At 60.6% G+C, this 25062-nt stretch carries 25 protein-coding genes; 14 read left to right on the top strand and 11 right to left on the bottom strand.

Features of this window, described 5'->3' with window-relative positions; translation table 11 throughout:
• Positions 1-157: 157 nt before the first annotated feature.
• Positions 158-574: a hypothetical protein gene (locus tag ASE04_RS08750; protein WP_056815178.1), complete on the bottom strand. Its 417-nt coding sequence runs from the start codon at positions 572-574 to the stop codon at positions 158-160.
• Positions 575-1364: 790 nt separating this feature from the next.
• Here ASE04_RS08750 and ASE04_RS08755 point away from each other — a divergent pair.
• The 9 genes from ASE04_RS08755 to ASE04_RS08795 all read left to right on the top strand — a co-directional run bounded on the left by ASE04_RS08755 (position 1365) and on the right by ASE04_RS08795 (position 9674).
• A complete protein-coding gene (locus ASE04_RS08755; RefSeq protein ID WP_056815182.1) occupies positions 1365-2375 on the top strand; it encodes a Gfo/Idh/MocA family protein in 1011 nt (336 codons plus the stop codon).
• A 10-nt stretch (positions 2376-2385) separates the two neighbouring features.
• Positions 2386-3456: a Gfo/Idh/MocA family protein gene (locus tag ASE04_RS08760; protein WP_056815185.1), complete on the top strand. Its 1071-nt coding sequence runs from the start codon at positions 2386-2388 to the stop codon at positions 3454-3456.
• Positions 3457-3580: 124 nt separating this feature from the next.
• On the top strand, positions 3581-3829 hold the full coding sequence (locus tag ASE04_RS08765; RefSeq protein WP_056815189.1) for a DUF2934 domain-containing protein: 249 nt from the start codon (positions 3581-3583) through the stop codon (positions 3827-3829).
• A 222-nt stretch (positions 3830-4051) separates the two neighbouring features.
• Positions 4052-4579 carry a hypothetical protein gene (locus tag ASE04_RS08770; protein ID WP_056815194.1) on the top strand — a complete coding sequence of 176 codons (528 nt, stop codon included), beginning with the start codon at positions 4052-4054 and terminating at the stop codon, positions 4577-4579.
• 38 nt (positions 4580-4617) lie between these two features.
• Positions 4618-6207, top strand: coding sequence for an ABC transporter substrate-binding protein (locus ASE04_RS08775; protein ID WP_056815200.1), 1590 nt, complete (start codon positions 4618-4620; stop codon positions 6205-6207).
• Entirely contained in the window at positions 6208-7290 is a 1083-nt protein-coding gene (locus ASE04_RS08780) for an ABC transporter permease (RefSeq protein ID WP_082597291.1), read from the top strand.
• Entirely contained in the window at positions 7287-8144 is an 858-nt protein-coding gene (locus ASE04_RS08785; RefSeq protein WP_056815205.1) for an ABC transporter permease, read from the top strand. The genes ASE04_RS08780 and ASE04_RS08785 overlap by 4 nt, the downstream gene beginning before the upstream one ends.
• Positions 8137-8958 carry an ABC transporter ATP-binding protein gene (locus ASE04_RS08790; protein ID WP_056815208.1) on the top strand — a complete coding sequence of 274 codons (822 nt, stop codon included), beginning with the start codon at positions 8137-8139 and terminating at the stop codon, positions 8956-8958. Before ASE04_RS08785 ends, ASE04_RS08790 begins: the two co-directional genes overlap by 8 nt.
• On the top strand, positions 8958-9674 hold the full coding sequence (locus ASE04_RS08795) for an ABC transporter ATP-binding protein (protein ID WP_056815212.1): 717 nt from the start codon (positions 8958-8960) through the stop codon (positions 9672-9674). Before ASE04_RS08790 ends, ASE04_RS08795 begins: the two co-directional genes overlap by 1 nt.
• Here ASE04_RS08795 and ASE04_RS08800 read toward each other — a convergent pair.
• Positions 9671-11110: an FAD/NAD(P)-binding protein gene (locus tag ASE04_RS08800; protein ID WP_244490368.1), complete on the bottom strand. Its 1440-nt coding sequence runs from the start codon at positions 11108-11110 to the stop codon at positions 9671-9673. The two genes, ASE04_RS08795 and ASE04_RS08800, sit on opposite strands and share 4 nt — an antisense overlap.
• A gap of 267 nt (positions 11111-11377) precedes the next feature.
• Here ASE04_RS08800 and ASE04_RS08805 point away from each other — a divergent pair, with 267 nt between their 5' ends.
• The 3 genes from ASE04_RS08805 to ASE04_RS08815 all read left to right on the top strand — a co-directional run bounded on the left by ASE04_RS08805 (position 11378) and on the right by ASE04_RS08815 (position 14027).
• Positions 11378-12214, top strand: a complete 837-nt coding sequence (locus ASE04_RS08805; RefSeq protein WP_056815216.1) for a MetQ/NlpA family lipoprotein — start codon at positions 11378-11380, stop codon at positions 12212-12214.
• 93 nt (positions 12215-12307) lie between these two features.
• Positions 12308-13393, top strand: coding sequence for a methionine ABC transporter ATP-binding protein (locus ASE04_RS08810; protein WP_056815220.1), 1086 nt, complete (start codon positions 12308-12310; stop codon positions 13391-13393).
• On the top strand, positions 13374-14027 hold the full coding sequence (locus tag ASE04_RS08815; protein ID WP_056815222.1) for a methionine ABC transporter permease: 654 nt from the start codon (positions 13374-13376) through the stop codon (positions 14025-14027). The genes ASE04_RS08810 and ASE04_RS08815 overlap by 20 nt, the downstream gene beginning before the upstream one ends.
• Here ASE04_RS08815 and ASE04_RS08820 read toward each other — a convergent pair whose 3' ends face one another.
• From ASE04_RS08820 to ASE04_RS08840, 5 genes are all read right to left on the bottom strand, one after another.
• Positions 14028-15383: an LLM class flavin-dependent oxidoreductase gene (locus tag ASE04_RS08820; protein ID WP_056815226.1), complete on the bottom strand. Its 1356-nt coding sequence runs from the start codon at positions 15381-15383 to the stop codon at positions 14028-14030.
• 63 nt (positions 15384-15446) lie between these two features.
• Positions 15447-16301 (bottom strand): ABC transporter permease subunit, encoded by an 855-nt coding sequence (locus tag ASE04_RS08825; protein ID WP_056815229.1) that lies wholly within the window; start codon positions 16299-16301, stop codon positions 15447-15449.
• On the bottom strand, positions 16298-17089 hold the full coding sequence (locus tag ASE04_RS08830) for a taurine ABC transporter ATP-binding protein (RefSeq protein ID WP_056815232.1): 792 nt from the start codon (positions 17087-17089) through the stop codon (positions 16298-16300). Before ASE04_RS08830 ends, ASE04_RS08825 begins: the two co-directional genes overlap by 4 nt.
• 74 nt (positions 17090-17163) lie before the next feature.
• Positions 17164-18177 carry a taurine ABC transporter substrate-binding protein gene (gene tauA, locus ASE04_RS08835; RefSeq protein ID WP_056815235.1) on the bottom strand — a complete coding sequence of 338 codons (1014 nt, stop codon included), beginning with the start codon at positions 18175-18177 and terminating at the stop codon, positions 17164-17166.
• A 195-nt stretch (positions 18178-18372) separates the two neighbouring features.
• Positions 18373-18957, bottom strand: a complete 585-nt coding sequence (locus tag ASE04_RS08840) for a HutD/Ves family protein (RefSeq protein WP_056815238.1) — start codon at positions 18955-18957, stop codon at positions 18373-18375.
• Positions 18958-19028: 71 nt separating this feature from the next.
• Here ASE04_RS08840 and ASE04_RS08845 point away from each other — a divergent pair, with 71 nt between their 5' ends.
• Positions 19029-19286 (top strand): type II toxin-antitoxin system Phd/YefM family antitoxin, encoded by a 258-nt coding sequence (locus tag ASE04_RS08845; RefSeq protein WP_056815241.1) that lies wholly within the window; start codon positions 19029-19031, stop codon positions 19284-19286.
• A complete protein-coding gene (locus tag ASE04_RS08850; protein WP_056815243.1) occupies positions 19283-19666 on the top strand; it encodes a type II toxin-antitoxin system VapC family toxin in 384 nt (127 codons plus the stop codon). Before ASE04_RS08845 ends, ASE04_RS08850 begins: the two co-directional genes overlap by 4 nt.
• 16 nt (positions 19667-19682) lie before the next feature.
• On the opposite strand, the gene hutU is transcribed toward ASE04_RS08850, so the two are convergent.
• From hutU to hutI, 4 genes are read right to left on the bottom strand one after another with little or no spacing between them, the layout of a single operon-like run.
• Complete coding sequence (gene hutU, locus ASE04_RS08855) at positions 19683-21371, bottom strand: urocanate hydratase (protein WP_056815245.1); 1689 nt, start codon at positions 21369-21371, stop codon at positions 19683-19685.
• 24 nt (positions 21372-21395) lie between these two features.
• A complete protein-coding gene (gene hutG, locus ASE04_RS08860; protein ID WP_056815248.1) occupies positions 21396-22196 on the bottom strand; it encodes an N-formylglutamate deformylase in 801 nt (266 codons plus the stop codon).
• Between the two features lies 1 nt (position 22197).
• Complete coding sequence (hutH, locus tag ASE04_RS08865) at positions 22198-23733, bottom strand: histidine ammonia-lyase (RefSeq protein ID WP_056815252.1); 1536 nt, start codon at positions 23731-23733, stop codon at positions 22198-22200.
• On the bottom strand, positions 23730-24992 hold the full coding sequence (gene hutI, locus ASE04_RS08870) for an imidazolonepropionase (RefSeq protein ID WP_056815255.1): 1263 nt from the start codon (positions 24990-24992) through the stop codon (positions 23730-23732). The genes hutH and hutI overlap by 4 nt, the downstream gene beginning before the upstream one ends.
• Between the last annotated feature and the right edge of the window lie 70 nt (positions 24993-25062).

Here is a 25062-nt window from a genome sequence, read left to right on the forward strand (position 1 = left end):
AAACGCAAGCACGTCAGAAACGGAATGCTGTCACCCGTCGAGTTCGAGCGCTTGCAGAAAACATAACGCGAGGGTGTCTACGAAACTCGGGGCTATTCAAGATTTGAATCCTGCGCGTTGCCGAAATTTGTAGCGCATTGGCTTCCGTTCGAAGAATTCACGACGCCAGTGAGTTCATGCCCGCTCCCATGACCTGATGAGACGACAGAAAAATCTGCTCTGCCTCGTAGAACGCGTAGAAGCGACCGCCTGATTTCTCTCCAGACAAATCGTTCGGCCGGTTCGCATCCATGGCGAGGTAACAAGCGTTCTTCACCTTGCCGTCGCTGACTTTGTTTAGGCAGAGCGCTCGTGCACGCTCCGGCACAACCCGGGAGATTTGATAACCACCTTCGCCGACGTGGCTAATAAGCCAAGTGGAAATCGTGGCGGCCTCGGCAGCCGCCGCACCGAAGGCGGTGGCGAAAGACACTCCGACAAGAGCAAAAAGGCGAGAGCCAGACGACAAGGTGGGTCTCCTGAAATCGTGGTTCGATAGGGCCAGGGTCCGAACACGGGAGACGATCATCGCCATGAACTGGTTAACAGTGTATTTCTAGTAGAGTTGCACGAACTGAGAATGATCGGCTACCTCAGCTAGTGGTCACGCGATTTCTCGGATTTTGAAACGGCTCATGGCATTCGCTGATTGGGCATCTCACTTCGCTCGACGCCTACACCCGCCGCCAGTCGCGAATTGGAAGCTGGCTGCAATCCAGGGGGCAAAGATCCTTTAATACCTGAAATTTTCGCTCGATCGTCTGGAAAGGGCGTTCTCTTGTGCGCTGGAGCAGGGGGTGAGCCCTCGCGATCTACTGGCTGCGTTGCCGGCGGGACATTCATTCCCACACTTGTCGACCACTCGGTCCAAGCACCGAAACTCGCCGGATTAGGCATGGCGCTTCACCTGATCTAGCGGCGGGACCTGAGGGCGGTCGAGTAGATTCAGGAGGGCGTCGCCACGTGCGCTTAAAGCGTTGGCCTGACCGAAAACACAACTGCGAAAATGCAGCCCATCCTGACCAAAATGGCTGACATGGAGAAATCAGTTGGTGCATTCGACGCAATGGAACGAACTTGGCGGCAGACTTTATCTGGACCGACCAATCGACCCAGGGTGCCGTCTCCCGGCGTCATGGAAAGTCATTAGTAAATAACTGTTTAGATACAAAAATTAGCAATATAAAACAAACTGTTATATAGAAATTGCCGCTCAAATTTGTGGATTTCAACCTTGACAGGGTTGCACTTTCGCTGTCTGTTCTTCGCCGGGATCGACGCGGCTCCGCGTCGGGCATGAGGAGCTTCCAGGAGGACCTATCGTTATGCTGAGATTTGCCGTTGTCGGAATCGATCATGGGCACACATTCGACCATGTGAAGGGGTTGCTTGCCGCAGATGCCGAGTTCGTTGGCTACTGCCCGCAGACCTCCGTGCCGGCACTCCTGGAGACCTTCAAGAAAACATATCCAGAGGCGCGGCAGATCGACCGGGAGGCGATCTTTGCCGATCCATCGATCGACGTGATCTGCATCGCCGCTATCCCGCGTGACCGCGCGGGTCTTGCGGTTCGCGCCATGCGGGCCGGCAAGGATGTGATGACCGACAAGCCGGGCGTAACGACCGCTGCGCAGTTGGAGGACGTCAAGCGCGCGGTGGCTGAGACTGGCCGCATATTTTCGATCTGCTTTTCGGAGCGCCATTGCGTGCGCTCGGCAGTCAAGGCCGGCAAACTCGTCAAGCAAGGCGCGATCGGCACTGTCATCCAGACGCTGGGCATGGGTCCGCACCGTCTGCAGCTTCCAACACGGCCAAAATGGTTCTTCGATCCCGAGCAGTTCGGCGGCATTATCGTCGATATCGCTTCGCACCAGATCGACCAGTTCCTTTTCTATACGGGTTCGACAACGGGCGAAGTTGTCGCCAGCACGATCGGCAATTTCGGGATGCCCGAGGAGCCCGCGTTCCAGGATTTCGGGGAAGTCCTGCTGCGCTCGGACAAGGCCTCCGGCTACGTCCGTGTCGACTGGTTCACGCCGGAGGCGTTGCCGACATGGGGTGACGGTCGCCTGACCATCCTCGGCACCGAGGGCTATATCGAGTTGCGCAAGTACATCGATATTGCCGGTCGACCGGGCAAGGATCACCTGTTCCTCGTCAACGGCAAGGAGATGTCCCACATCGATTGCAGCGACGAGCGCCTGGACTATTTCGATGCTTTCGTTGCCGATGTGACGAACCGGACCGAGACGGCGATGCCGCAAGCGCATGTCTATGAAGTCTGCCGCCTGTCGATCGAAGCGCAATCGAACGCTGCCCGTCTCGGGCATCGCTGAGGAGGCGGCCATGTCGAAGAAATTTCGTGTTGGTGTGATCGGCGCAGGCATTGCCTCGCGCCACCTTGCAGGATTTGCCTGGAACAAGGAATTGTTCGACGTTCAGGTGTTGTGTTCCCTGGACGAGGATCGTGGCAAAGCGCTTTGCGCTGAATACGCCATTCCCGAATACACCCAGGACGCCGAGGCGATGATCGCGCGTCCCGATCTCGACATCATCGATATCTGCACCCCGCCGAGTTCGCATTTCGAACTTTGCCGCAAGGCGATCGAGGCGGGCAAACATGTGATCTGTGAAAAGCCGCTGTTCGGCTCGATCGCCGAGATCGACGAAATGGCCCGCATCGTGGCGCGTGCCGAAGGTCCGCGGCTCATGCCGATCTTTCAGTATCGCTATGGTTCCGGCCTGCAGAAGCTGAAGATGCTGATCGATCTCGGCCTGACGGGTGCCCCCTTCCTCACCACCATCGAAACGCACTGGTGGCGCGGGCCTGACTATTACGCGGTTCCATGGCGCGGCAAGTGGGCGACCGAACTCGGCGGCGGGCTGCTCGGCCACGCGATCCACGCGCACGACATGCTGAATTATGTGCACGGTTCGTGTGCCGAAATCTTTTCCTACGGGACGACCCTGGTGAACTCGATCGAGGTCGAAGACACCGCTGCCCTGTCCGTCAAGATGCAAAACGGCTCGTTGGCGTCGTTGTCGATGACCCTCGGCTCGCGCAAGGAGATCTCACGCCTGCGGTTTTGCTTCGCCGACCTCGTGGTCGAAAGCATCCTCGAGCCCTATACCATGGGTCGCGATCCATGGACATTCGTCGCCGGTGAGGACGCGCATCAACGCCGCGTTGACGAGGCTCTGGCCGCCTACGAGCACAAGGAGGATGGTTATACCCGCCAGTTTGAGCTGTTCCATGAGGCGCTGGTGCGGGGCGAGGAGCCGCCCGTCACCTTGGCGGATGCGCGCAACTCGCTGGAGCTCGTGACGGCAGCCTATTATTCGCAGCGCGCAGGCCAGCCGACCGCGTTGCCCATTCTCTCCGATCATCCGCTCTACCATTCCTGGCTGCCCGGCTAGGCCGCGCGGAGCTCGCTGTAAACAACATCAGATGAAAAACATGCCGGTAAAGTAACGACTTTCTAAGCTCGATTTGCCAGCCTCTCCGCAGGCATTTTATTTTAGCGTTTTGTCGGGGTCTTTCATGCAGCGTGATAAGGACGTTTGGATCAATCAACGGGCTTATGCGCTTTGGGAGGAAGAGGGGCGACCGGATGGACGAAGTGCCGAGCATTGGCAGCAGGCAGCGGAGGAATACCGTCTGCTGGAGCTGACCAAGGCATCGACCGACGGCAGCGACCTCATCGAGCGCCTCAAGGCGATGGGCCGACTGATGCGGAGCGCTGATGCTCCGGTAGAGCCACAGCGGTTGCCTCGCGCCAAATCCGGCTGACGTCGGTATTTTCCGTTCATGCACGCGCAGCGCTTGGCGAGGCCTCGGTCGCGTGCGTTTGGCACGCCGCGAACTTACTGATATATCTGGCGCGCAAATCTGATCGCTATTTCTCAAATCAAGCGCAAAAAATTTCGAAAGAACACTAAAACACTAGACAAAGCCGGGCTGCCTTTTCTAAGGGCTGCCGGATAGTTTGCATTCAACCAACAGAGCATTCCAATGAGCAAGATTTCCCAGATCGATTACGCCACCGCTTCCGAGGAAATTCGCTCCGCTCACGACGAAGAAGTCCGCGTGCGTGGTCGCATGACCAATATGAAGCGCACGCTCCTGCATTCGCCTGCCGCGCATCGCATCTATGCCGAATGGTTCACCCTGCGCAGCGAGCTTTCTGCCATCCCCGACCGGCCGATCTGGATTTTCTCGCATGCGATCTCCAAAGCTTCGAAATCGAAGATCGCGATAACCTTTTTCCGTCGCGCCCTGATCAATGCGGGCTTCAACCCCGATGCGCTCGAACTTTCCGAGGAAGAAGCGTTGCTGGCCGTTTTCGGCGAGGCAATCGTTACCGACTCAAACGCCGTTCCTGCCGAAATATGGGCGAAGCTGAAGCAGCGATATGATGCGAAGACGCTGGTGGATCTCGTTGCCTTCGCCGGCATCATGATCGCGACGTCCATCTTCAACAACGTTGTCGAGGTCGATTTCGATTCTGAATTGGAAGCCTTCGCAGAGACTTCAAACTGATTGCCGATACAGCAAAACATCACTTAAGGGAGTTCAAAATGTCTACCTCGACCCGCTATTCGCGCCGCCTTCTCGGCAGCGTATTCGGTCTGGCGCTTGCGCTGGGCGCGACCGCCGTTCACGCCGATACGCCGAACAACGTGCTCGTCGTTGCCCAGTCGATCGACGATGCCGTGAGCTTCGACCCGGCCGAAGGCTTCGAACTGACGACGGTACAGTCGTTCAACAACATCTATCAGCGCCTCGTCCAATCCAACCGTGAGGACGGCACCAAGATTGAGCCGGCACTGGCCGCCTCTTGGGAATCCGGCAGCGACGGCAAGAGCCTGACCTTTGCGCTGGCGGACGCCAAGTTCGCGTCGGGCAATCCCGTTCGTCCTGAAGACGTCGTGTTCTCGCTGACGCGGGCAGTCAAGCTCAACAAATCGCCGGCCTTCATCCTGAACGAACTCGGCTGGACAGCCGGCAACGTCGATGCCGCGGTCACCAAGGTTGACGATAAGCACGTCAAGCTGACATGGAGCGCCGATGTCGGTGCAGGCTTCGCCCTGTCGCTTCTGACCGCGCCTATCGCCTCGATCGTCGATGAGCAGACCGTCGCAGCCCAGGCCAAGGACAACGATTTCGGCAACGGCTGGCTGAAGACGAATTCCGCCGGCAGCGGCGCATTCGCGATTTCGGCCTACACGCCTCATGAGGCGCTGGTGCTTGAGGCAAACGCTAATTCCAGCGACAAGCCGAAGCTCGAGAGCGTTATCATTCGCAACGTTCCGGATGTCAGCTCCCGTCGCCTGCTCGTCGAGCAGGGCGATGCGGATATCGCGCGCGGCCTGGCCGCAGACCAGATCGACGCACTGAAGGACAAGAGCGGCGTCAAGGTTCTGTCGGTTCCTTCCGCTCGCACCGATTACATCCTTCTCAACACCAAGGCCAATGAGACGCTCGGCAAGCCGGCATTCTGGGAAGCGGCACGCTACCTGGTCGACTACAATGGCATTGCGAAGGACCTGCTACGTGGCCAGAGCAATGTTCACCAGGCCTTCCTGCCGGTCGGCTTCCCCGGTGCCCTGACCGATACGCCTTTCAAGCTTGACGTCGAAAAGGCAAAGAAGGTCCTGGCGGACGCCGGCATCAAGACGCCGTTCAAGGTAGAGTTCATCGTCTTCAACGATCAACCTTTCCTGTCGATTGCTCAGTCGCTCCAGTCGACCTTCGCAAAGGCCGGCATCGAGCTCGACATCCAGCCAGGCGTCGCGAGCGACATCTACGCTCGTGGCCGCTCGGGCAAGTTCGAGATGACCTTGCGTTATTGGATCCCGGACTACTTCGACCCGCACTCCAACGCCAGCGCGTTTGCCATCAATCGTGACAACGCCACCAACACGGCTGCGAAGTATGCCGGCTGGGTCATTCCCGAGTTGACGGATGAGACGCTCGCTGCCGTCAAGGAACAGGATGCTGCAAAGCGCGTCGCGCTTTATCGGGACCTGCAGAAGAAGATCCAGACCAGCTCGCCGTTCGTCTTTATGCTTCAAGGCAACGATCAGGTCGTGCTAAGCGACAAGGTGAAGAACTATGCTCAGGGCCTGAACGCGGATCAGGTCTACTACGACAAGGTGGAAAAATAAGTGCCGCAAGCGGCAAACTCGTCAACTCGCCTTCAGGACAACTCCCGCCAGCAGAAACGCTGGCGGGAGTTGTCTTTCGCATGGCCGCTTCTGAAGTGGCTTTGGTCATTCGCGCTGACATTGTTCGGCTTGGCGCTCGTGACCTTCGCGATGACAAGGCTTTCACCGATCGATCCGGCTCTGCAACTCGTGGGGGATCATGCGAGCCAGTCGACCTACGACGCGGCCCGCGTCCAGCTGGGCCTCGACCAGCCGCTTCCTATACAGTTTCTCCGCTATATCGAAACGGCGCTCTCCGGTAATCTCGGCCAATCCGTTTCGACCGGGCAGCCGGTCGCGCGAGATATTGCGCGTACGTTCCCGGCAACCATCGAGCTGGCGACCGCCGCAATCATCATCGGTGCAATACTGGGTCTCGCCCTTGGCATCGCCGCCGCGCTGCACCAGAAGACCTGGGTCGACACCATCGCACGAATAGTGTCCCTCTTCGGATACTCGGTGCCGATTTTCTGGCTCGGTCTCCTGATGCTCCTGCTCTTCTATGCGCGCCTGCACTGGGCGCCTGGGCCGGGCAGGGCCGACGTGGTGTTCCAATATACCGTCAAACCCATTACCGGCTTCGCGTTGATCGACACATGGATGTCTGGCAAGGCGGGCGCATTCCGGGATGCGATCGCGCATTTGGCGCTGCCGGCCACCGTCCTTGCCTTTCACGCGCTTGCCTCGATCTCGCGATTGACGCGCGCGGCTATCCTGACCGAGCTCGGCCAGGAGTATGTCACGACTGCGCGCGCCAAGGGCGCCGGTCCGCGTCGTGTCGTCTTCGTGCATATTCTGCCGAATGTTTCGGGAACGCTTCTGACAGTCATAGCGCTTGCCTACGCGAGCCTTCTGGAGGGCGCGGTCCTGACGGAAACGGTCTTCGCATGGCCCGGGATCGGTCGCTATCTGACGACGGCCATGTTCGCAGGCGATATGCCGGCCATTTTGGGCGCAACGCTTGTTGTTGGAGCGTCGTTCGTTCTGCTCAATGCCTTGACTGACCTCTTGGTCACGAACCTGGAGGCGGGGAGGAGACGATGAGCGCGATTTCAAAGCCGGTGCAGACCGGCCCAACTTTCCTCAGGCAGCTTCTGCGCTCGCCTTCGGCCACAGCCGGCCTGGCAGTTGTTGCCGTCATTCTGTTGGCAGCGCTTTTCGCCCCGCTGATTGCTCCCTATGATCCGACGCTGCAGGAGACGTCCAGTCGCCTCATGCCGGCAAGTGCCGCGCATTGGCTCGGAACCGATGCGTTTGGCCGGGATATCCTGTCGCGGTTGATCTACGGGGCCAGGCCCACCTTGCTGCTGGTGCTTGTCGTTGTTCTCGTCATGGCGCCGCTCGGCATTGCAGTCGGCATACTTGCCGGATTTTGGGGCGGCTTCGCGGAACGTGCGCTGATGCGCCTGACCGACATCGTCATGTCGTTTCCACGCCTGCTGCTCGCCTTTGCCTTCGTTGCGATCATGGGCCCGGGATTGATCAATGGCGCGTTGGCGCTCGCCTTGACCAGTTGGCCAGCCTATGCCCGCCAGGCGCGCGTCGAAACCGCCGCTCTGCGCCGCAGCGACTACCTCGCGGCCGCCGAAATGGTCGGGATTACGAGGCTCAGGCTCTTGTGGGGGCACATCCTGCCGCTCATCCTTCCATCGGCAATCATCCGTTTGGCGCTCGACCTCTCGGGCATCATCCTCGCCGCCGCGGGCCTTGGGTTTCTCGGGCTTGGCGTGCGCCCGCCGACGCCGGAATGGGGCTCCATGGTCGCCGACGGAACGCAGGTGATTTTCGACCAGTGGTGGGTTGCCGCGACGCCGGGCGTCGCGATCCTCGTGACCTCGCTGGGCTTCAATCTTCTGGCCGATGGCTTGCGCGATATATTGGATCCGCGTCATGGTTGAGCCTCTGCTGACAATCAATGATCTCCGCATCTCGTTTCCGTCGCCAAACGGGCCGGTGAGTGTCGTCAACGGCGTTTCGCTCGAGGTCGGCCGCGAGGTCGTCGCCCTGGTCGGGGAATCCGGATCGGGAAAATCCATGACCGGCCGCGCTGCCATGGGGTTACTGCCGTCGGCGGCAAGCATCGAGGCAAAGCAGTTCACCTTCGAAGGCCGGGATCTCACCCGACTTTCGGGAACACAGTGGAATGCGCTGAGAGGACTAGGGATCAGCCTGGTCCTTCAGGATCCCAAATATTCGCTCAATCCCGCCCACAAGGTTGGGCGCCAGGTCGAAGAGACGCTTCTTCTGCATACCAGGCTGTCGGCAAAGGAACGCCGTCAGCGTGCGCTCGAAATGCTTTCCAAGGTCGGGCTTGCCGATCCGGAGCGCGTCTATCAAAGCTACCCAGCCGCTCTTTCGGGCGGGATGGGACAGCGCGTGATGATCGCGGCGATGCTCATCAACAATCCACGCTTGCTCATCGCGGACGAGCCGACCTCGGCGCTCGACCGTGGCCTGCAGGACCAGATCCTGGCCTTGCTTCGGTCGCTGACAGCAGATCTCGGCATGGGGTTGCTGCTCATCAGCCATGATCTGCAGCAGGTTCACCGCTATGCTGATCGGGTGCTTGTCATGCGCCAGGGCGCCCTGGTCGAGGAATTGGCTTCGGCTAATCTCGCCAATGCAAGCTCCCCTTATACTCGTGCGCTTTGGGCAGCCCGCCCTTCCGCCGCGACCTACGGCACGCGTCTGCCGGTCTTTGAAGGTGAATGATGAGGGCAGTCCGCGTCGAGAATCTGTCGGTAACGTTCCATGGTGCGAGCAAGGGCTTCACTGCGGTCCATGACGTGAGCTTCGATGTCGAGGCAGGCCGTACCTTCGGTCTGATCGGCCCCTCAGGCTGCGGCAAGACCACAGTTTTGCGTGCGATCGCTGGCCTCAATACCGGCTGGAACGGCGAGATCGAAGTTTTCGGACAGTCTCTGCAACCCGAGCGAAAAATAACGGGTCCCTTGCGCAACGACATCCAGATGGTGTTCCAGGATCCGTATGCATCGCTGCACCCGCGTCATCATATCCGGCGGATACTGGGGGAGCCGCTCGCGATCAGGGGGGTGGCCGACGTGGATGGACATATCCAGACAGCGCTTGCTCAGGTCGGCCTGACAGCTGCGATGGCCGATCGCTACCCCCACCAGCTTTCCGGCGGCCAGCGCCAGCGCGTCGCGATTGCGCGTGCCTTGCTTCTGAAGCCGAAGCTGCTGTTGCTCGATGAGCCGACATCGGCCCTCGATGTTTCGGTGCAAGCCGAAATTCTTAATCTTCTCAATGATCTCAAGCGGTCTCACGGCATGACGTTCGTGCTGGTCAGCCATGATCCGGGTGTTGTCGCGCATATGTGCGACGATGCGGTCACGATGCTTGCCGGGCGCATAGAGCGCGAGCTCGATCGCGCTGCTTTGGCGGAAGGTGGGTGGGAAGTCGCCTAACGAACGGCGGTCTTCGTCTTCTCCGCAAGCTCGCGGGCGACAAAGACGGCATGCTCGGTGATTTGCGGCAGGCCCATCAGCTCTCCAAACGTCCCACGGGCCAGCGGGCCGGATATCAGCAGAGACGGATCCGCTTTGCCATCCGCGCCGATTGCCTCGGATCGCTCAGAGCAGCTGACACCCAGGCCGGTCGGGTCGAGTTGCAGGTGTGATTTGTCGCGCAGATCCGCAAGCCACGCCTGGCTTTCGAGAATACCGCCATGAGAGGGCCCGGTCGTGACGACGACAGCGTCGAAGCTGCGCTTTACCGACGGACCGTGGCGCAGCTTCAGGTTCGCCTCAATGACATCGCCGTTGCGATGCAGTTCGCCGAGAGAGGCGGCAAGGACCTCCATCCGGCCGGATGCGATCGCCTGATCGATCGCTTCTTCCACCTGCGGCGCGATCCGAAACCTGTGCACGTCCCAGAACGGTCTCACGTGACGGACGATCCGGCACCGTTCGGCGATCGGGAGATTTTGCCATATCTCATGACCATGACCCCGTACCTGATCGATGACCGCGTGCCAGGTCACGCCTGCGGCTTTCGCTTCGGCAATCGCCTGCCTGACGTGGCGCAAAAGGACAGTCGCGCTGTGCGCCGGGGCGGCTTCAAAATTTCCGAACGGCTCCTGTGGAACCGGTGCGTGTCCTCTCGAGCGCAGACCGCGCCGGGAAACCGACGTGATCGGCCCGCGATGGCCTTTTCGGGTCAGCGAGGCCACCACGTCGGCCGCCGTCAATCCGTTGCCGACAATCAGAACGCGATCGTCCGGGCGAACCACGTCCAGTGCCGTGGAGCCCGTGGAATCAGCCACAAAACGCGGGTGCCCGATCAGGCCGGAGAGGGCGCGGGGCGCGGATGGCGCAGGGTGGCTGGTGGCGATCACCAGATAATCTGCGGATGTCTGTCCACCCTGGTTGTCGAAGACCTGCCAGGCACCGCCCTCGCGGCGTACAGCATCGACGACCGTACGCCGATGCTCGATGCTACCCGCTTGAACGAGAGGCGAAAGGGCCGAGGCGACGTAGGCGCCGAAGACGTTGCGTCTCGGAAAAAGGGCGCCATCTGTCCGCAAGGCGTCACCGTCGTCCGCCACGGCGTTGTATCGCGCAATCCACTCGACGAAATCCTCGGGATGGTCTGGCAGCAAACTCATTCGGGCTGCGGGTACATTGATGCGGTGCGTGGGATCCGGGGTATCATAGGCGAGGCCCTTGCCCAGTTCCGCTCGCGGCTCGAACACGATGATTACCGGCGTTTCGTGCGCCGCCAGATGGGCAAGATGGTAGGCCACTCCAGCGCCGGAAACGCCTCCACCGATGATCGCCACGACTGGGCGGCGTTTGCCGTCCTTGTTAGCTTTTCCAGGAAGTATCACGCTGTCTTGCTTCACCGCGGCGGTCCAGGTCTTCATATAGGTTGGAGCGAATATTTGTCCTTCGCGCCAGGTTGGTTTAACTTAGAGTGCGGTAGACAAGCCGGCAACGACAATATTCTACAAAATCAGTAGAATTTTTATCCCGCTATTCCACTCAAGCGCCGAAGAGTTTTTCTGTGCTGCAGCGCAATAGAGATCGCCTTGCTTGGTTTATCTCACGCGGTTTTGAAATTATCTGGCCGTTCGGGGCTTGCCTCATCCATCAAGACGGGAAACACCACAATGAATAAGAAGACGTCCGCCACATCGAATTTGACGCGCCGCGCTAGCTTCGCCGCAATCGCTGCCTCGGCAGTTGCCATTGTCGCGTTCGCAGCACCGGTTGCTTCGTTCGCCGAGGACAAGTCGATCAAGGTCGGCATCATGAGCGGCGAAGACGAAGACGTCTGGCGCGTCGTTACCGCGGAAGCCGCCAAGAAGGGCCTGACGGTCGAGACGGTTGTTTTCAACGACTATACCCAGCCGAACGAAGCGCTCGAGCGCGGCGAAATCGACGCCAATGCCTTCCAGCACAAGCCATATCTCGACAACCAGGTCCAGCAGCACGGCTATCATATCGTATCCGTTGGCTACACCGCGGTCTGGCCGATCGGCCTCTACTCCAAGAAGCACAAGGCGGTCTCCGAGATCGCTGACGGCGCGACGATCGGCGTGCCGAACGATCCGTCGAACGAAGGCCGTGCGCTGCGCGTGCTGCAGAACGAAGGCCTCATCAAGCTGAAGGACGGTACGGGCATTCTCGCAACCGTCACCGACATCACCGAAAACCCGAAAAACGTCGAGATCAAGGAGCTTGATGCCGGCGTTGTCGGTCGTGCCATCGAAGATCTGGATGCTGCCGTGGTGAACACGGACTGGGCCTTGAAGGCCGGACTGTCTGCGTCCGACCGCATTGCGCAGGAGCCGGTTGCCGACAATCCGTACCGTAACTTCATCGCCGTCAAGCAGGGCAGCGAGAACGAAGCATGGGTGAAGACCCTCGTTTCGTCTTACCAGAACGATGCGGTTAAGGCGGAGTTCGACAAGGTGTACAAGGGAACTGGCGTCAGCGCCTACTGATCTATATTCGCGCCGAGGGGTTAGGCGCGTTGAACAAGGCGGTCCGGGCGTTCCTTGCCCGGGCCGCCTTGGGCGTTTCCGAAGGGAAAGAAGATGAACTCAATTATATCGGCCTCAGCAGTCGGGGCAAAGACGGAGGCGACATCGGAAGAGGTGGTCCGCCTCAAGGATGTGCAACGGCACTTTGGTGCGACCGCTGCGCTCGACGGCATATCGCTTACCGTCCACAAAGGCGAAATCCTTGGCATCATCGGGCGAAGCGGTGCTGGAAAATCCACGCTGATCCGCTGCCTCAACGGCCTTGAGCGTCCTGACAGCGGTGAGATCGAAATCGAGGGCCGCAGCATTGTCGGTCTCGACGAAAAAGATCTGCAGCCACTGCGCCGGCGTGTCGGCATGATCTTCCAGCACTTCAATCTGCTGTCGTCGAAGACAGTGGAAGAGAATGTAGCCTTGCCGTTGAAGATCGCGGGAGTCGGAAAGGCCGAACGCCTCAAGCGGGCCCACGAACTGCTGGATCTCGTTGGCCTCGCGGATAAGGCAAAGGCCTACCCGTCCTCGCTATCTGGCGGCCAGAAGCAGCGTGTCGGCATCGCGCGTGCACTTGCGGCAAGACCGGCGTTGCTTCTGTCCGACGAGGCGACCTCGGCACTCGACCCGGAGACGACGCGCTCGATCCTTGCCCTGCTCAAGGATATCAACCAGCAGCTTGGTCTCACGATAATCCTCATCACCCATGAGATGGAAGTCGTACGCAGTATAGCCGATCGCGTCGCCGTTATCGACGCCGGTCGCATCGTGGAGGAAGGGCAGGTCTGGTCGGTTTTCGCAGACCCCAAGGCACCCATCACCCAGAGCTTGCTTTCCGGCAGCCGTCCGCAGCTGCCGGAACACATTGCTGCACGCCTGTCGCTGACATCGGGAGACGAGGCGATCCTCAGCATCGACATGGCGGGGCCGGCGGCGCAGGGGGCGGTCTTTGCCGATCTTTCCTCCTCACTGCCAGGGTCCTTCCGGCTGGTACACGGCGGTATCGATCATATCCAGAACCAGCCGGTGGCGCGGTTCTTCATTGCCGTGCCGACGCGCGACCCAGCCTTGAAGGATAAGGTTCTGCAGTTCTTGAAGGCCCGCTCCGCGCGGGTGGAGGTTCTCGGCTATGACACCGATCATGTTTAATCTTCTGCTTCGTTCCCTCTGGGAAACGATCCTGATGACGGGTGCATCCGGGCTGATCTCGCTGGTCTTCGGCTTGCCGCTCGGTCTTGCGCTGGTTCTCACGAACAAGGGCGGAATTGCCGAGAACGCTTGGATAAACGGCACCCTTGGCGCCATCATCAACGGTTTCCGTTCGGTGCCGTTCATCATCCTGCTGGTCGCGCTGATCCCCGTCACCCGCCTGATCGTCGGCACGGCGCTCGGCACCTGGGCAGCCATCGTGCCGCTCGCCATCGCGGCAACACCCTACTACGCGCGTATCGCCGAGGTATCGCTGCGCGAGGTTGATCGTGGCCTGATCGATGCCGTGCGCGCCATGGGTGGTAATCGCTGGACGATCGTTCGCGAAGTGCTGGTTCCGGAAGCGCTGCCCGGCATCGTCGCGGGGTTCACTGTCACGCTGGTGACGCTGATCGGCGCCTCGGCAATGGCGGGCGCAATCGGTGCCGGTGGTCTTGGCGATCTTGCCATTCGCTATGGCTACCAACGCTTCGAGACGACAATCATGGTCGCGGTAGTCGCAGTTTTGATCGTACTCGTCTGCGGTATTCAATGGCTGGGCGATCGACTGGTCACCAGGCTCGACCACAAGTAATCAGTGACGAAACGCAGCGGCGGGATGCGAAAAAGGCAACCTGCCGCTGCCGCCGAACAACTTCTGTCTTAACGGCCCCTCGGCGTAATCGGCCTTGAACAGTCCTCGCTCCTGCAGGACCGGCACGACGAGATCGACGAAGTCGCGCAGGCTCTCGGGTGCAACGGTGCGCGCGAGGTTGAACCCATCCAGGCCGCCGTCGGAAATCCACGCCGCCAGCCGATCCGCCACCTGCTCGGCCGATCCGACAATCGGCTTCATGCGGCTGCCGAGGACCATCTGGTCGATGATCTCACGCAAAGTCACCGGTTTTGGTGCTTCCTTGGTGATTGCGGCGAGCGCGGACTGGTTGGCATTGGTGGATTTCTGTTCGATCGGGTCGTCCAGGCCGTATTTCGAGAAATCGACGCCCGTCGACGCCGAATAGTGCGCGAGTGAGGCTTCCACGCTCGCGTGCCTCCGGTAGTCCTCAAGCTTGTCCTGCGCTTCCCTCTCGGTGCGACCGACAACGACAGTGACCAGGCCGAGGACGCGCAGGGCATCGGCTCCGCGACCAATTGCTTCCGCCGTGCGTTTCAAGGCTTCCACGGTCGGTTTTGCCGCTTGCGGTGTCGGCGTCGCAATGAAGACGCATTCGGCATGGCGAGCCGCGAAATCCTGTCCGCGCGCCGAGGCGCCGGCTTGGAAGAGCAGCGGCGTGCGCTGGAGAGATGGCTGCGAGAGATGAACGCCTTCCATCTTGTAGTAGCGACCGTCATGTTTCACGGCCCGGACCTTGGATGGGTCGGCGAAGATAGCCTGTGTCCGATCGGCGCGCACCGCGTCGTCGTCCCAGCTGCCCTCCCAAAGCTTGTAGAGGATTTCGAGGTATTCCTCGGCGGCGTCGTAGCGTGCGTCATGCTCAGGCAGCGTGTCGAAGCCCATGGCCCGCGCGGCGCTGTCAAGATAGCCGGTGACGATGTTCCAGCCGATGCGCCCTTTGGTCAGGTGATCGAGCGTCGACAGCCGCCGTGCCAACAGGTACGGCGGCTCATAGGTAGTATTGACCGTGACACCGAAGCCCAGATGTTTGGTGGCGTAGGCCATGGCCGAGATCGGCATCAGCGGATCATTGACCGGAATCTGCGCGCCAGCCCTTATGACCGCTGCCGGGCTGCCCTCGAAGATGTCGTAGACGCCGACGATGTCAGCCAGGAAAATGCCGTCGAGCTTTCCCCGCTCGGCGGTTCGCGCAAAATCCACCCAGTAGTCGAGGTCGGTGTACAGCAAGGACGTATCGCGTGGGTGCGTCCACATGCCGTGATTGATATGGCTGACGCAGTTCATGTCGAATGCGTAGATCTGCATCTGCTTCATGTTTAGTTTCCTGTGCCGGCGGGCTTGCCGGTGGCGGGCTTTGAGAAGACAGCTGTCTTCTCGCTAGCTCTTACCTTTCCACGGAATGAGGGTGGCTTCCAAGAGCCTGATGGCTGCGCTGAAGGCAAATGCACAGGCGGCGATGATGCCGATGCCGACGAAGACGACATCGGTGGCCAGAAACTGGGACGCCGACATGATCATGTAGCCGATGCCGCGGTTGGAGGCGATCAGTTCGGCCGCTACGAGTGTGCCCCAGCCGATGCCAAGCGCGATGCGGATTCCCGTGAGGATTTCCGGTAGTGCCGATGGCAGGACGATATTGAGGAGAAGCTGCCACGGCCGCGCACCGAGCGACCGCGCCGCGTTGACGCGCTCTATCGGCAGCGATCGAACGCCAGCCTGGGCCGAGAGGCAGATCGGGGCAAACATCGCGAGCACGAGAAGCGTGACTTTCGAGGTCTCGCCAATGCCCAGCCAGATGATCATCAGAGGCAGGTAGGCGAGCGGCGGCAATGGCCAGTAGAATTCGATCGGCGTATCGAAGATGCCCTTTGCCCAGCGATTGAGCCCCATCAGCAGACCGATCGGGATGCCGGCGAGGATGGCGATCGCAGCTGCCGTGGCGATCCGGAACAGGCTGGCGGAGACATGTTCCCCTAGTGAAGCTCCGGCATAACCGTCGCGATAGATCGCGCCGATCTGCGTGACGACCTCCTGCGGCGTCGGCAGGAACAGGCGTGGCACCAATCCCAGCTTTGCAACGAGCCACCAGGCAAGGATCAGAACGACGGCGGTTGTCAGGCTGATGAGGACCGTGCTGCCTTCGCCGACGCCGAAACCCTTCATGTGGACGAATTTGGGCTGATCAGTTTCTGTACGGATGACCACGCCCCGTGTTTCGATAACGTCGCTCATTCCGCTGCACTCCTGATGTGGTCGGCGCCATGGAGAATGGTCCGGATTTCTTCTCGCAAGCTTGCAAACTCCGGCGTGGTCTTGACCGACCGCGCATCGCCGGTTCGAGCAAATTCCCGAACGAAATCGAGATCGAAACGCGCGACGATGCGTCCGGGACGCGGCGACATCACGATAACCTGCGTGCCAAGGAACAGGGCTTCCTCGATCGAGTGAGTGATGAAGAAGATGCGTTTGCCAGTCGCCGTCCAGATCGAGACAAGCAGTTCCTGCATCTGCTCGCGTGTCAGGCTGTCGAGTGCCCCAAACGGTTCGTCCATTAGCAGGATTTCGGGATCGGCCGCCAATGCGCGGGCAATGCCGACGCGCTGGCGCATGCCGCCGGAGAGTTCGTAGGGAAATGAATTCGCGAAATCCTGAAGTCCGACCAGGGAAAGAAGCTCTTCAGCTCGGGCGCGTCGCGCTGCCTTCTGAACGCCCGCAAACTGTAGGCCAAGCGCGACGTTGTCGACGACCGACTTCCACGGCAGGAGCGTGTCCTTCTGGAACACCACACCCCTGTCCGCGCCGGGACGTGTGACCGGTCGCCCGTCGAGGGTAATCGTGCCTGAGGAGAGCGGGAGGAAGCCCGCGATCGCGTTCAGCAATGTGGACTTGCCGCAACCGGAAGCGCCGAGCGCCACCACGAAGCTGTTGTCCGCAATATCGATGGAAACGCGGTCCAGGGCATGCACCGCGCGGCCTTCCCGCGTTCGGAAATAGACGCTTGCGTGATCAACTTTGAGCATGTGCCGTCTCTTCATGATGTGACGCTGGCGCGATACCGCGCCAGCGTGCCGGGATGGGAGGACTATTGGCTTTTTCAGTTGCTTGCGTTGACGAGCGCATCCGGTGTCACGAAAGCCGCGTAGCTCGGCAGAATTTCCGTCACCTTGCCCTGGTCCTTCAGGAACGCGGCCGTATCCTTGAGGATCTTGGCGGCGCCGGACTTTTCACCGCCGCCGAGCCAGGCTTCGGAAGCTTGCGCCTCGGGCGTCAAAAGGGTCAGGTTCTTGAGCGCCGCAGCCTGCTGTTCAGCCGTTCCGCCAAGCGCCTTGGCGAGCAGCTTGGTATTTTCGCTGTCGGCATCCCAAGCCTTCTTATCCGCCGCGAAGGAGGCGTAGTACTTGTTGATGACGCCGGCGAAGCCCTTCAGGAAGGCAGGGTTCTCATCGGCAAATTTCGAGGCGGCGACCCAGGCGGAGAACGTCGGAGCGCCTTTATCCGCGACGTCCTTCGAGGTCACGAGCACCTTGCCGTTCTTTTTCAGCTCGGTCAGTGCCGGATCCCAAACGAAGCCGCCATCGATGTCACCCCTATTGTAGCTGGCGACGATTTCCGGTTGCGGAATTGCAAAGACCTGCACATCCTTTTCCGTCAGTCCCAGCGACTTGATCAAAGCAAGCAGCTGATAGTGGTCCGTGGAGACAGGTGCAGCGGCAAGCTTCTTGCCCTTCAGATCGGAGAGAGACGAGATGCCCGATCCATCGCGAACGACGAGTGCCTCGTCGATGCCCGAGATCGAGGAGAGATAGAAGGCCTTGACCTCAAGGCCGCGGGAGGTGGCGGCCGCAAACGGGCTCGAGCCGACGTAACCGACCTGAACGTCACCCGAGGCGATCGCCGCGAAGATTTCAGCGCCTGAATTGAACTTGCGGAAGTCGATCTCGTAGCCTGTCGCCTTGGCGAATTCGCCATTGGCGATTGCGACCGAAGACGGCAGCGCGTCGGTCTGATAGGCAACGACAACCTTCTTGTCGGCGGCTTGGGCAACAAAAGGTGCCAGCAGGCTGGCGGAGCCGAGAGTAATCGCCGCCAATAGTGTTCTGATAGTCATGTTTCGCCCCCTTGCGGCTGAGCATTGGCTTCAGCGCTTGAACTTGTTTCGACATGGAAACACTAGGGCGGCGATTAGCCTGCACACAGATAAAACTATCTATTTTATATACTATAGAGACAATATTGTTTTCTGACTTATTTCTACGCTGGCGGTTGCGACCTAGACGACCGATATGTCTCGCCTGATCACTGGTCAGGCGGCGTCTATGGAGATGAGGTAAGAGAGTGCCTGGCCCGTGAGCGACAAGACGGTATCGGCAGCACCTTCGGCGAGAAACGTGTCGCCGGCATCGAGAACCATTGGCTCGCCAGCCAATCCTAGCGACAACGTGCCGTGCTGACACAAAACAAGCCAAGTCCCGGTGGCAACATGAACGCTGCACCGACCATCGACTTCGATGCGTTCGACTCGATGGCGCAAACGCGCACGACGCGTCATGACGTTCAGGTCCGTGATCGGGCCGCCGGGAAGGGTGGCTGACACGGCAACGTCAGCGGGGAAGGAGAGGGGCTCGCTCGTAGTCGTCAATACCCGCGGCTCCGCGCCATCGATCGCGAGCGCCATGCCGGCTCCCTCAAGGATCGACAGCGTCCGATCGATCCCAACGAAGATCGAAAACGGCCCATCGGTCGCAACCGTCGCCATGCTGACGCGCCAGTCGAAATCCGAAAGCGCAGCATCGGGAGGCGACACGGCAATCTCGACGGTCTCGCCACCGCCATTCTTCCACGGCATCCGGCGATAGGAACTGGCTTTGAGGACGCGGGCGTGAGGCATGGTGTCTCCAACATTGTAAAAGAAGGCCGAGTGAACTAAGTTCAGTGAACTAAGTCTAGACCGAGGCCGTCATGCAGACCGTAAACATACACGAAGCGAAAACGCATTTGTCGCGGCTGATCGATAAGGCCGCAAAAGGGGAGGCGTTTATCATCGCCAAAGCCGGCAAGCCGATGGTCAAAGTCGTGCCGATCGACGAGGCCGATATGCCGAAGAAGCGTCGGATCGGTTTCATGAAGGGCGAAATCTCCGTTCCGGATGATTTCGACACCATGATGGCCGACGAGATCGAAGAGATGTTCTATGGTGGCGAACTGCTTCCGGAATGAGGTTTCTCCTCGATACTCACATCCTGATCTGGGCCGCCGGCGATATCTCTAGGCTCACCACTCCCATCAGAAACCTGATTGAAGACGAACAGAACGAGCTCCTCTTCAGTCCTGCCAGCATATGGGAGACGGCGATCAAGCACGCGCAGGCACGATCGGACTTTCGCGCCGATCCCTATGTTCTCAGATATCGCCTGCTCTCGAACGGCTATACCGAGCTGCCGATCAACAGTGAGCATGCCATTGCGATCGCGGGCCTTCCGCAGATCCACAAGGATCCTTTCGACAGGATTCTCATTGCGCAGGCTATCATCGAAGGCGTGCCTCTGGTGACCGTCGATCAGGCTGTCCTGCAGTATCCGGGCCTCATGACGTTCTGAAGCCCGGTACAACGCCTTAGTTGCCGAGGATACCCGGCAGGCGCAGGCCCTTTTCCTTGGCGCAATCCAGCGCGATGTCATAGCCAGCGTCGGCGTGACGCATGACGCCGGTGGCCGGGTCGTTCCACAGCACCCGCTCGAGACGCTTGGCGGCATCATCGGAGCCATCAGCGCAGATGACGACACCGGAGTGCTGGCTGAAGCCCATGCCGACGCCGCCGCCGTGGTGCAGGGAAACCCAGGTGGCGCCCGATGCGGTGTTGAGCAGCGCGTTGAGGAGCGGCCAGTCGGACACGGCATCCGAGCCGTCCTTCATCGCTTCGGTCTCGCGGTTAGGCGAAGCGACCGAGCCCGAGTCGAGATGGTCGCGGCCGATGACCACGGGTGCAGACAGCTCGCCGCTCTTGACCATTTCGTTAAAGGCAAGCGCCAGGCGGTGACGATCGCCGAGGCCGACCCAGCAAATGCGCGCCGGCAGGCCTTGGAAGGCGATGCGCTCGCGGGCCATGTCGAGCCAGTTGTGCAGGTGCTTGTTGTCTGGCAGCAGCTCCTTCACCTTGGCGTCGGTCTTATAGATATCCTCCGGATCACCTGAGAGTGCCGCCCAGCGGAACGGACCGATGCCGCGGCAGAACAGTGGACGGATATAGGCAGGCACGAAGCCCGGGAATGCGAAGGCGTTCTCGAAACCTTCCTCCTTGGCCACCTGGCGGATGTTGTTGCCATAGTCGAGCGTCGGCACGCCGGCATCCCAGAAGGCGACCATGGCCTCGACATGCTGCTTCATCGAGGCACGAGCGGCGGCCTCGACGGCCTTCGGGTCGCTTTCGCGCTTGGCCCGGTGTTCAGCGACGGTCCAGCCGATCGGCAGATAGCCGTTGAGCGGATCGTGGGCTGAGGTCTGGTCGGTGACGATAGCGGGGCGCGGACCGCCTACCTTCATGCGGCGAACGAGTTCCGGGAAGACCTCGGCGGCGTTGCCGAGCAGACCGACGGACTTCGCTTCACCGGCCTTGGTCCACTTGTCGATCAGGGCGAGCGCTTCATCGAGCGTCTTCGCCTTCTCGTCGACGTAGCGGGTGCGCAGGCGGAAATCGATACGGGTCTCGTCGCTCTCGACGGCAAGGCAGCAGGCGCCGGCCATGACAGCTGCCAGCGGCTGCGCGCCACCCATGCCGCCGAGACCGCCGGTGAGGATCCACTTGCCCTTGAGGCTGCCATTGTAGTGCTGGCGGCCGGCTTCGACGAAGGTCTCGTAGGTGCCCTGCACGATGCCCTGCGTGCCGATATAGATCCACGAGCCGGCGGTCATCTGGCCGTACATGGCGAGACCCTTCTTATCGAGCTCGTTGAAGTGGTCCCAGGTCGCCCAATGGGGAACCAAGTTGGAATTGGCGATCAGGACGCGCGGCGCGTCCTTGTGGGTGCGGAAGACGCCGACGGGCTTGCCGGATTGGACTAGCAGTGTCTCTTCTTCCGTCAGCGTTTTGAGCGTCGCGACGATCTGGTCGAAATCGGCCCAGGTACGTGCAGCGCGGCCGATGCCGCCATAGACCACCAGCTCGTGCGGGTTTTCGGCCACGTCAGGGTCGAGGTTGTTCATCAGCATGCGCAAAGGCGCTTCGGTCATCCAGCTCTTGGCGCTGAGCTCGTTGCCGCGCGGCGCGCGGATTTCGCGAATGTTGTGGCGTGGATTCGAGGTCATGCGGGTTCCCCTGTCGAGTGATCGTTATCGTTTCAGGCCCAGCGCGATCTGTTCGATACGCACCAGAATGTCTTTGAGATGGACGCGTAGGCGCTCGGCCTTCGCGGTGTCGTATGCAAATGGCGGCACCTCGGTCTCGAGGTGCGTCGACTGCGCGAGCTCCATCTGGATGGCATGGACGCCGGCGTCCGGCTGCCCATAGTGTCGCGTGGTCCATCCGCCCTTGAAGCGGCCATTGAGGACGCTGTCGTAACCTTCGGCAGCTCTGACGGCCGTCAGCGTCGCCTGTTCGATGGCGCTGTCGCAGGTCTTGCCGATATCCGTGCCGATGTTGAAATCCGGCAGCTTTCCTTCGAAGAGGAACGGGATGTGAGAGCGGATCGAATGGCAGTCATAAAGGATCGCCACGCCGTGGATTGCACGGACGCGTTCGATCTCGGCTGCGAGAGCCGCATGATAGGGAGCATGGAAGTCCCGCAATCGCGAGGCGATGTCGGCCTCGGTCGGCGCCTGTCCATCCTTCCAGATGGCCTTGCCGTCGAAATCCGTCTCGGGAACGAGGCCCGTCGTGTTCTGGCCCGGATAGAGGCTCACGCCAGCCGGATCGCGGTTAGCATCGATCACGTAGCGATGGAATGTCGCCCTGACCGTGGTCACGTCGGACAACAGGCCGTCGTAGAGATGGTGAATGTGCCAGTCGGTGTCGGCAAGAATCCTGCCGTTATCGTTCAGGCGCTCCCAGATGCCAGCCGGTACCTCGGTGCCGGTATGGGGAAATCCGAGGATAACGGGCGATGAGCCCTGTTTGACTTCGAATACAGCCATCTCAGCTCTCCAGGACCGGCAGGATGCCGGACGAGACGGAGGCGTTGAGCGCGCCGGTCGCGATCAGATCGCCAGCCGCCTGCAGATCGTTTGCCATGTAGCGGTCGAGTTCCAGCGTCGGCACAACGCTGCGGATGGTCAAAATCGCCTTCTGCAGCTCGGGGCTCGTCGTCAAGGGAGCGCGAAACTCGACGCCCTGGGCTGCCGTCAGCGCTTCGATGCCGATAATATTGAAGAGGTTTTCGGTCATTGGCAGCAAGCGGCGAGCGCCGTGGCAGGCCATAGATACGTGGTCTTCCTGGTTGGCGGAGGTCGGCGTGGAGTCGACCGAGGCCGGATGCGACATCTGCTTATTTTCAGACATCAGGGCGGCCGACGTCACTTCCGCGATCATCAGGCCAGAGTTTAGGCCCGGCTTCTTCGCGAGGAAGGCCGGCAGTCCGTAGGAGAGGGCAGGATCGACCAGCAACGCGATGCGTCGCTGCGCGATTGCACCGATCTCGCAGACGGCAAGCGCGATCTGGTCGGCGGCAAAGGCCACCGGCTCGGCATGGAAGTTGCCGCCTGAAACTACGGAGTTATCCGAGAGCACCAGCGGGTTGTCGGTGACGGCGTTTGCTTCGATCTCAAGTGTTTGCGCCACGGACCGCAGCAGATCCAGGCAGGCGCCGTCGACCTGCGGCTGGCAGCGGATGCAATAGGGATCCTGTACCCGCTCGTCGCCTTCGATGTGGCTTTCACGGATAACCGAATTCGCAAGGAGTGCCCGAAGCGCCGAGGCTGTGTCGATCTGGCCTCGGTGGCCGCGCAGCGTGTGGATATCCGGGTGGAACGGAGCCGAGGAGCCCATGGCTGCGTCGGTGGACATGGCGCCGGTGATGAGCGCCGCCTGTGCTGCCCGGTGCGCCCGGAAAAGACCGGCAAGTGCCAGTGCGGTCGAGGTCTGGGTTCCGTTGATCAGCGCGAGGCCTTCCTTGGCGGCAAGCACGACGGGCTTCAGGCCAGCCTTTTCGAGCGCGGCGCTGCCGGAAAGACGTTCACCGGCATAGAAGGCTTCGGCTTCACCCATCATGACCGCCGCCATGTGCGCGAGCGGTGCAAGATCGCCTGAGGCGCCAACGGAGCCCTTTTCCGGAATGAGGGGTATGACGCCCTTTTCCAGCATATTCTCGATCAGCCGCACCAGCTCAAGCCGCACGCCGGACGCGCCGCGACCAAGCGAAACAAGCTTCAGGGCCATGATCAGACGAATGACATTCTCAGGAAGCGGTGCCCCGACGCCACAGCAATGGGAGAGGATGAGGTTGCGCTGGAGCGTCGCCACATCGGCGCTGTCGATCTTGATCGAGGCGAGCTTACCGAAACCGGTGTTGATGCCATAGACGGGCGCATTGCCGGCGGCGATCTCGGCGATCCGTGCGGCCGCCTTTGCGATGCCGGCATCGAAGGATGCATCGAGCTTTGCCGGCTCGCCGGTCCAGTAGATCGTTTCCAGATCCTTGAGCGAAACGGAGCCTGGATGAAGGGTAATGGTCAACGGTCGATCCTTTCGCCCTTGAAGACATGTGCATGAAGCGGGTTGAAGCCGATGCGGTAAACGAGCTCGGCGAGGCTCTCGACGTCCCAGATGGCGAAGTCGGCCGATTTGCCGGTCTCAAGCGTTCCGGTCTCGTCCAGGAGGCCGAGGGCGCGTGCGCCTTCGCGGGTCGCACCGGCGATGCATTCCTCGACCGTGAGCTTGAAGAGCGTCGCGGACATGTTCATCGTCAGCAGCAGCGACGTCAGCGGCGAGGTGCCGGGATTGCAATCGGTCGCGATGGCAATATGAGTGCCGGCATCGCGCAACGCCTGGACAGGCGGGAGTTGCTTTTCGTTGATCGCATAAAAGGCGCCCGGCAGCAGGACGGCAACGGTGCCGGCCGCAGCCATCGCGGCAGATCCCTCTGCGTCGAGATATTCGAGATGGTCGGCGGAGAGGGCGCCGTAGGATGCCGCGAGTTTCGCGCCGCCGAGGTTCGACAATTGCTCCGCATGCAGCTTGACCGGCACGCCGAGCGCCTTGGCCGTGTCGAAGACCCGCGCGATCTCGGCAGTCGAGAACGCGATCCCCTCGCAAAAGCCATCGACAGCATCGACCAAACCTTCGGCGCGAGCGCGCTCGAGGGCTGGAATGACGACATCCGTGATGTAGTCGCCGTTGCGACCCTTGTATTCGACCGGTGTGGCATGTGCGCCGAGATAGGAAGTGAAGACGCGAACCGGGCGGATACGCTCCAGCTGCCGGGCGGCCCGCAGCATCTTCAGTTCGCCGTCGATGTTCAGGCCGTAGCCCGACTTGACTTCGATCGTCGTCAGACCTTCGGAGATCAGCGTATCCAGGCGCGGCAGCGCAGCTTCGATGAGCCCGTCCACGCTGAGCGCGTTCGTGGCCTTGACGGAAGAGACGATACCGCCGCCGGCACGGGCAACCTCCTCATAGGTCGCGCCTTCCAGTCGCATTTCGAATTCTCGGGCGCGATTGCCGCCATAGACAATATGGGTGTGGCAGTCGACGAGGCCGGGGGTGACCCAGCGGCCTTCGAGGTCGGTGATCTCGGCGCGCTCGATCGCCGACACTGGCAATTCCGCTTCCGGACCGACGAAACTTATGCGGCCGCCCTGTGTAACGATCGCGCCCTTCTCGATGACGCCGAGGCCCTGTTTTTGCGGGTCGAGTGTTGCCAGTCGCGCGTTCCGCCACAGATGCTGACGGCGGTCTCCGGACGCCTTATCGCTTGAAAATTTGTTCCCATTCATCAGCTTTGCGCCTTCCTTTATGTGGAAACATGTATATACATAATAATCGGGTGACAAGTGAAATTTTGTG

The organism is Rhizobium sp. Root708 (assembly GCF_001429725.1).
GTDB lineage: Bacteria > Pseudomonadota > Alphaproteobacteria > Rhizobiales > Rhizobiaceae > Rhizobium.

Bases quoted from the DNA above. Each gene is read 5' to 3' on its own strand.
- ASE04_RS08750 (WP_056815178.1), bottom strand. From the start codon at position 574: ATGGCGATGATCGTCTCCCGTGTTCGGACCCTGGCCCTATCGAACCAC.
- ASE04_RS08755 (WP_056815182.1), top strand. From the start codon at position 1,365: ATGCTGAGATTTGCCGTTGTCGGAATCGATCATGGGCACACATTCGAC.
- ASE04_RS08760 (WP_056815185.1), top strand. From the start codon at position 2,386: ATGTCGAAGAAATTTCGTGTTGGTGTGATCGGCGCAGGCATTGCCTCG.
- ASE04_RS08765 (WP_056815189.1), top strand. From the start codon at position 3,581: ATGCAGCGTGATAAGGACGTTTGGATCAATCAACGGGCTTATGCGCTT.
- ASE04_RS08770 (WP_056815194.1), top strand. From the start codon at position 4,052: ATGAGCAAGATTTCCCAGATCGATTACGCCACCGCTTCCGAGGAAATT.
- ASE04_RS08775 (WP_056815200.1), top strand. From the start codon at position 4,618: ATGTCTACCTCGACCCGCTATTCGCGCCGCCTTCTCGGCAGCGTATTC.
- ASE04_RS08785 (WP_056815205.1), top strand. From the start codon at position 7,287: ATGAGCGCGATTTCAAAGCCGGTGCAGACCGGCCCAACTTTCCTCAGG.
- ASE04_RS08790 (WP_056815208.1), top strand. From the start codon at position 8,137: ATGGTTGAGCCTCTGCTGACAATCAATGATCTCCGCATCTCGTTTCCG.
- ASE04_RS08795 (WP_056815212.1), top strand. From the start codon at position 8,958: ATGAGGGCAGTCCGCGTCGAGAATCTGTCGGTAACGTTCCATGGTGCG.
- ASE04_RS08805 (WP_056815216.1), top strand. From the start codon at position 11,378: ATGAATAAGAAGACGTCCGCCACATCGAATTTGACGCGCCGCGCTAGC.
- ASE04_RS08810 (WP_056815220.1), top strand. From the start codon at position 12,308: ATGAACTCAATTATATCGGCCTCAGCAGTCGGGGCAAAGACGGAGGCG.
- ASE04_RS08815 (WP_056815222.1), top strand. From the start codon at position 13,374: ATGACACCGATCATGTTTAATCTTCTGCTTCGTTCCCTCTGGGAAACG.
- ASE04_RS08820 (WP_056815226.1), bottom strand. From the start codon at position 15,383: ATGAAGCAGATGCAGATCTACGCATTCGACATGAACTGCGTCAGCCAT.
- ASE04_RS08825 (WP_056815229.1), bottom strand. From the start codon at position 16,301: ATGAGCGACGTTATCGAAACACGGGGCGTGGTCATCCGTACAGAAACT.
- ASE04_RS08830 (WP_056815232.1), bottom strand. From the start codon at position 17,089: ATGCTCAAAGTTGATCACGCAAGCGTCTATTTCCGAACGCGGGAAGGC.
- tauA (WP_056815235.1), bottom strand. From the start codon at position 18,177: ATGACTATCAGAACACTATTGGCGGCGATTACTCTCGGCTCCGCCAGC.
- ASE04_RS08840 (WP_056815238.1), bottom strand. From the start codon at position 18,957: ATGCCTCACGCCCGCGTCCTCAAAGCCAGTTCCTATCGCCGGATGCCG.
- ASE04_RS08845 (WP_056815241.1), top strand. From the start codon at position 19,029: ATGCAGACCGTAAACATACACGAAGCGAAAACGCATTTGTCGCGGCTG.
- ASE04_RS08850 (WP_056815243.1), top strand. From the start codon at position 19,283: ATGAGGTTTCTCCTCGATACTCACATCCTGATCTGGGCCGCCGGCGAT.
- hutU (WP_056815245.1), bottom strand. From the start codon at position 21,371: ATGACCTCGAATCCACGCCACAACATTCGCGAAATCCGCGCGCCGCGC.
- hutG (WP_056815248.1), bottom strand. From the start codon at position 22,196: ATGGCTGTATTCGAAGTCAAACAGGGCTCATCGCCCGTTATCCTCGGA.
- hutI (WP_056815255.1), bottom strand. From the start codon at position 24,992: ATGAATGGGAACAAATTTTCAAGCGATAAGGCGTCCGGAGACCGCCGT.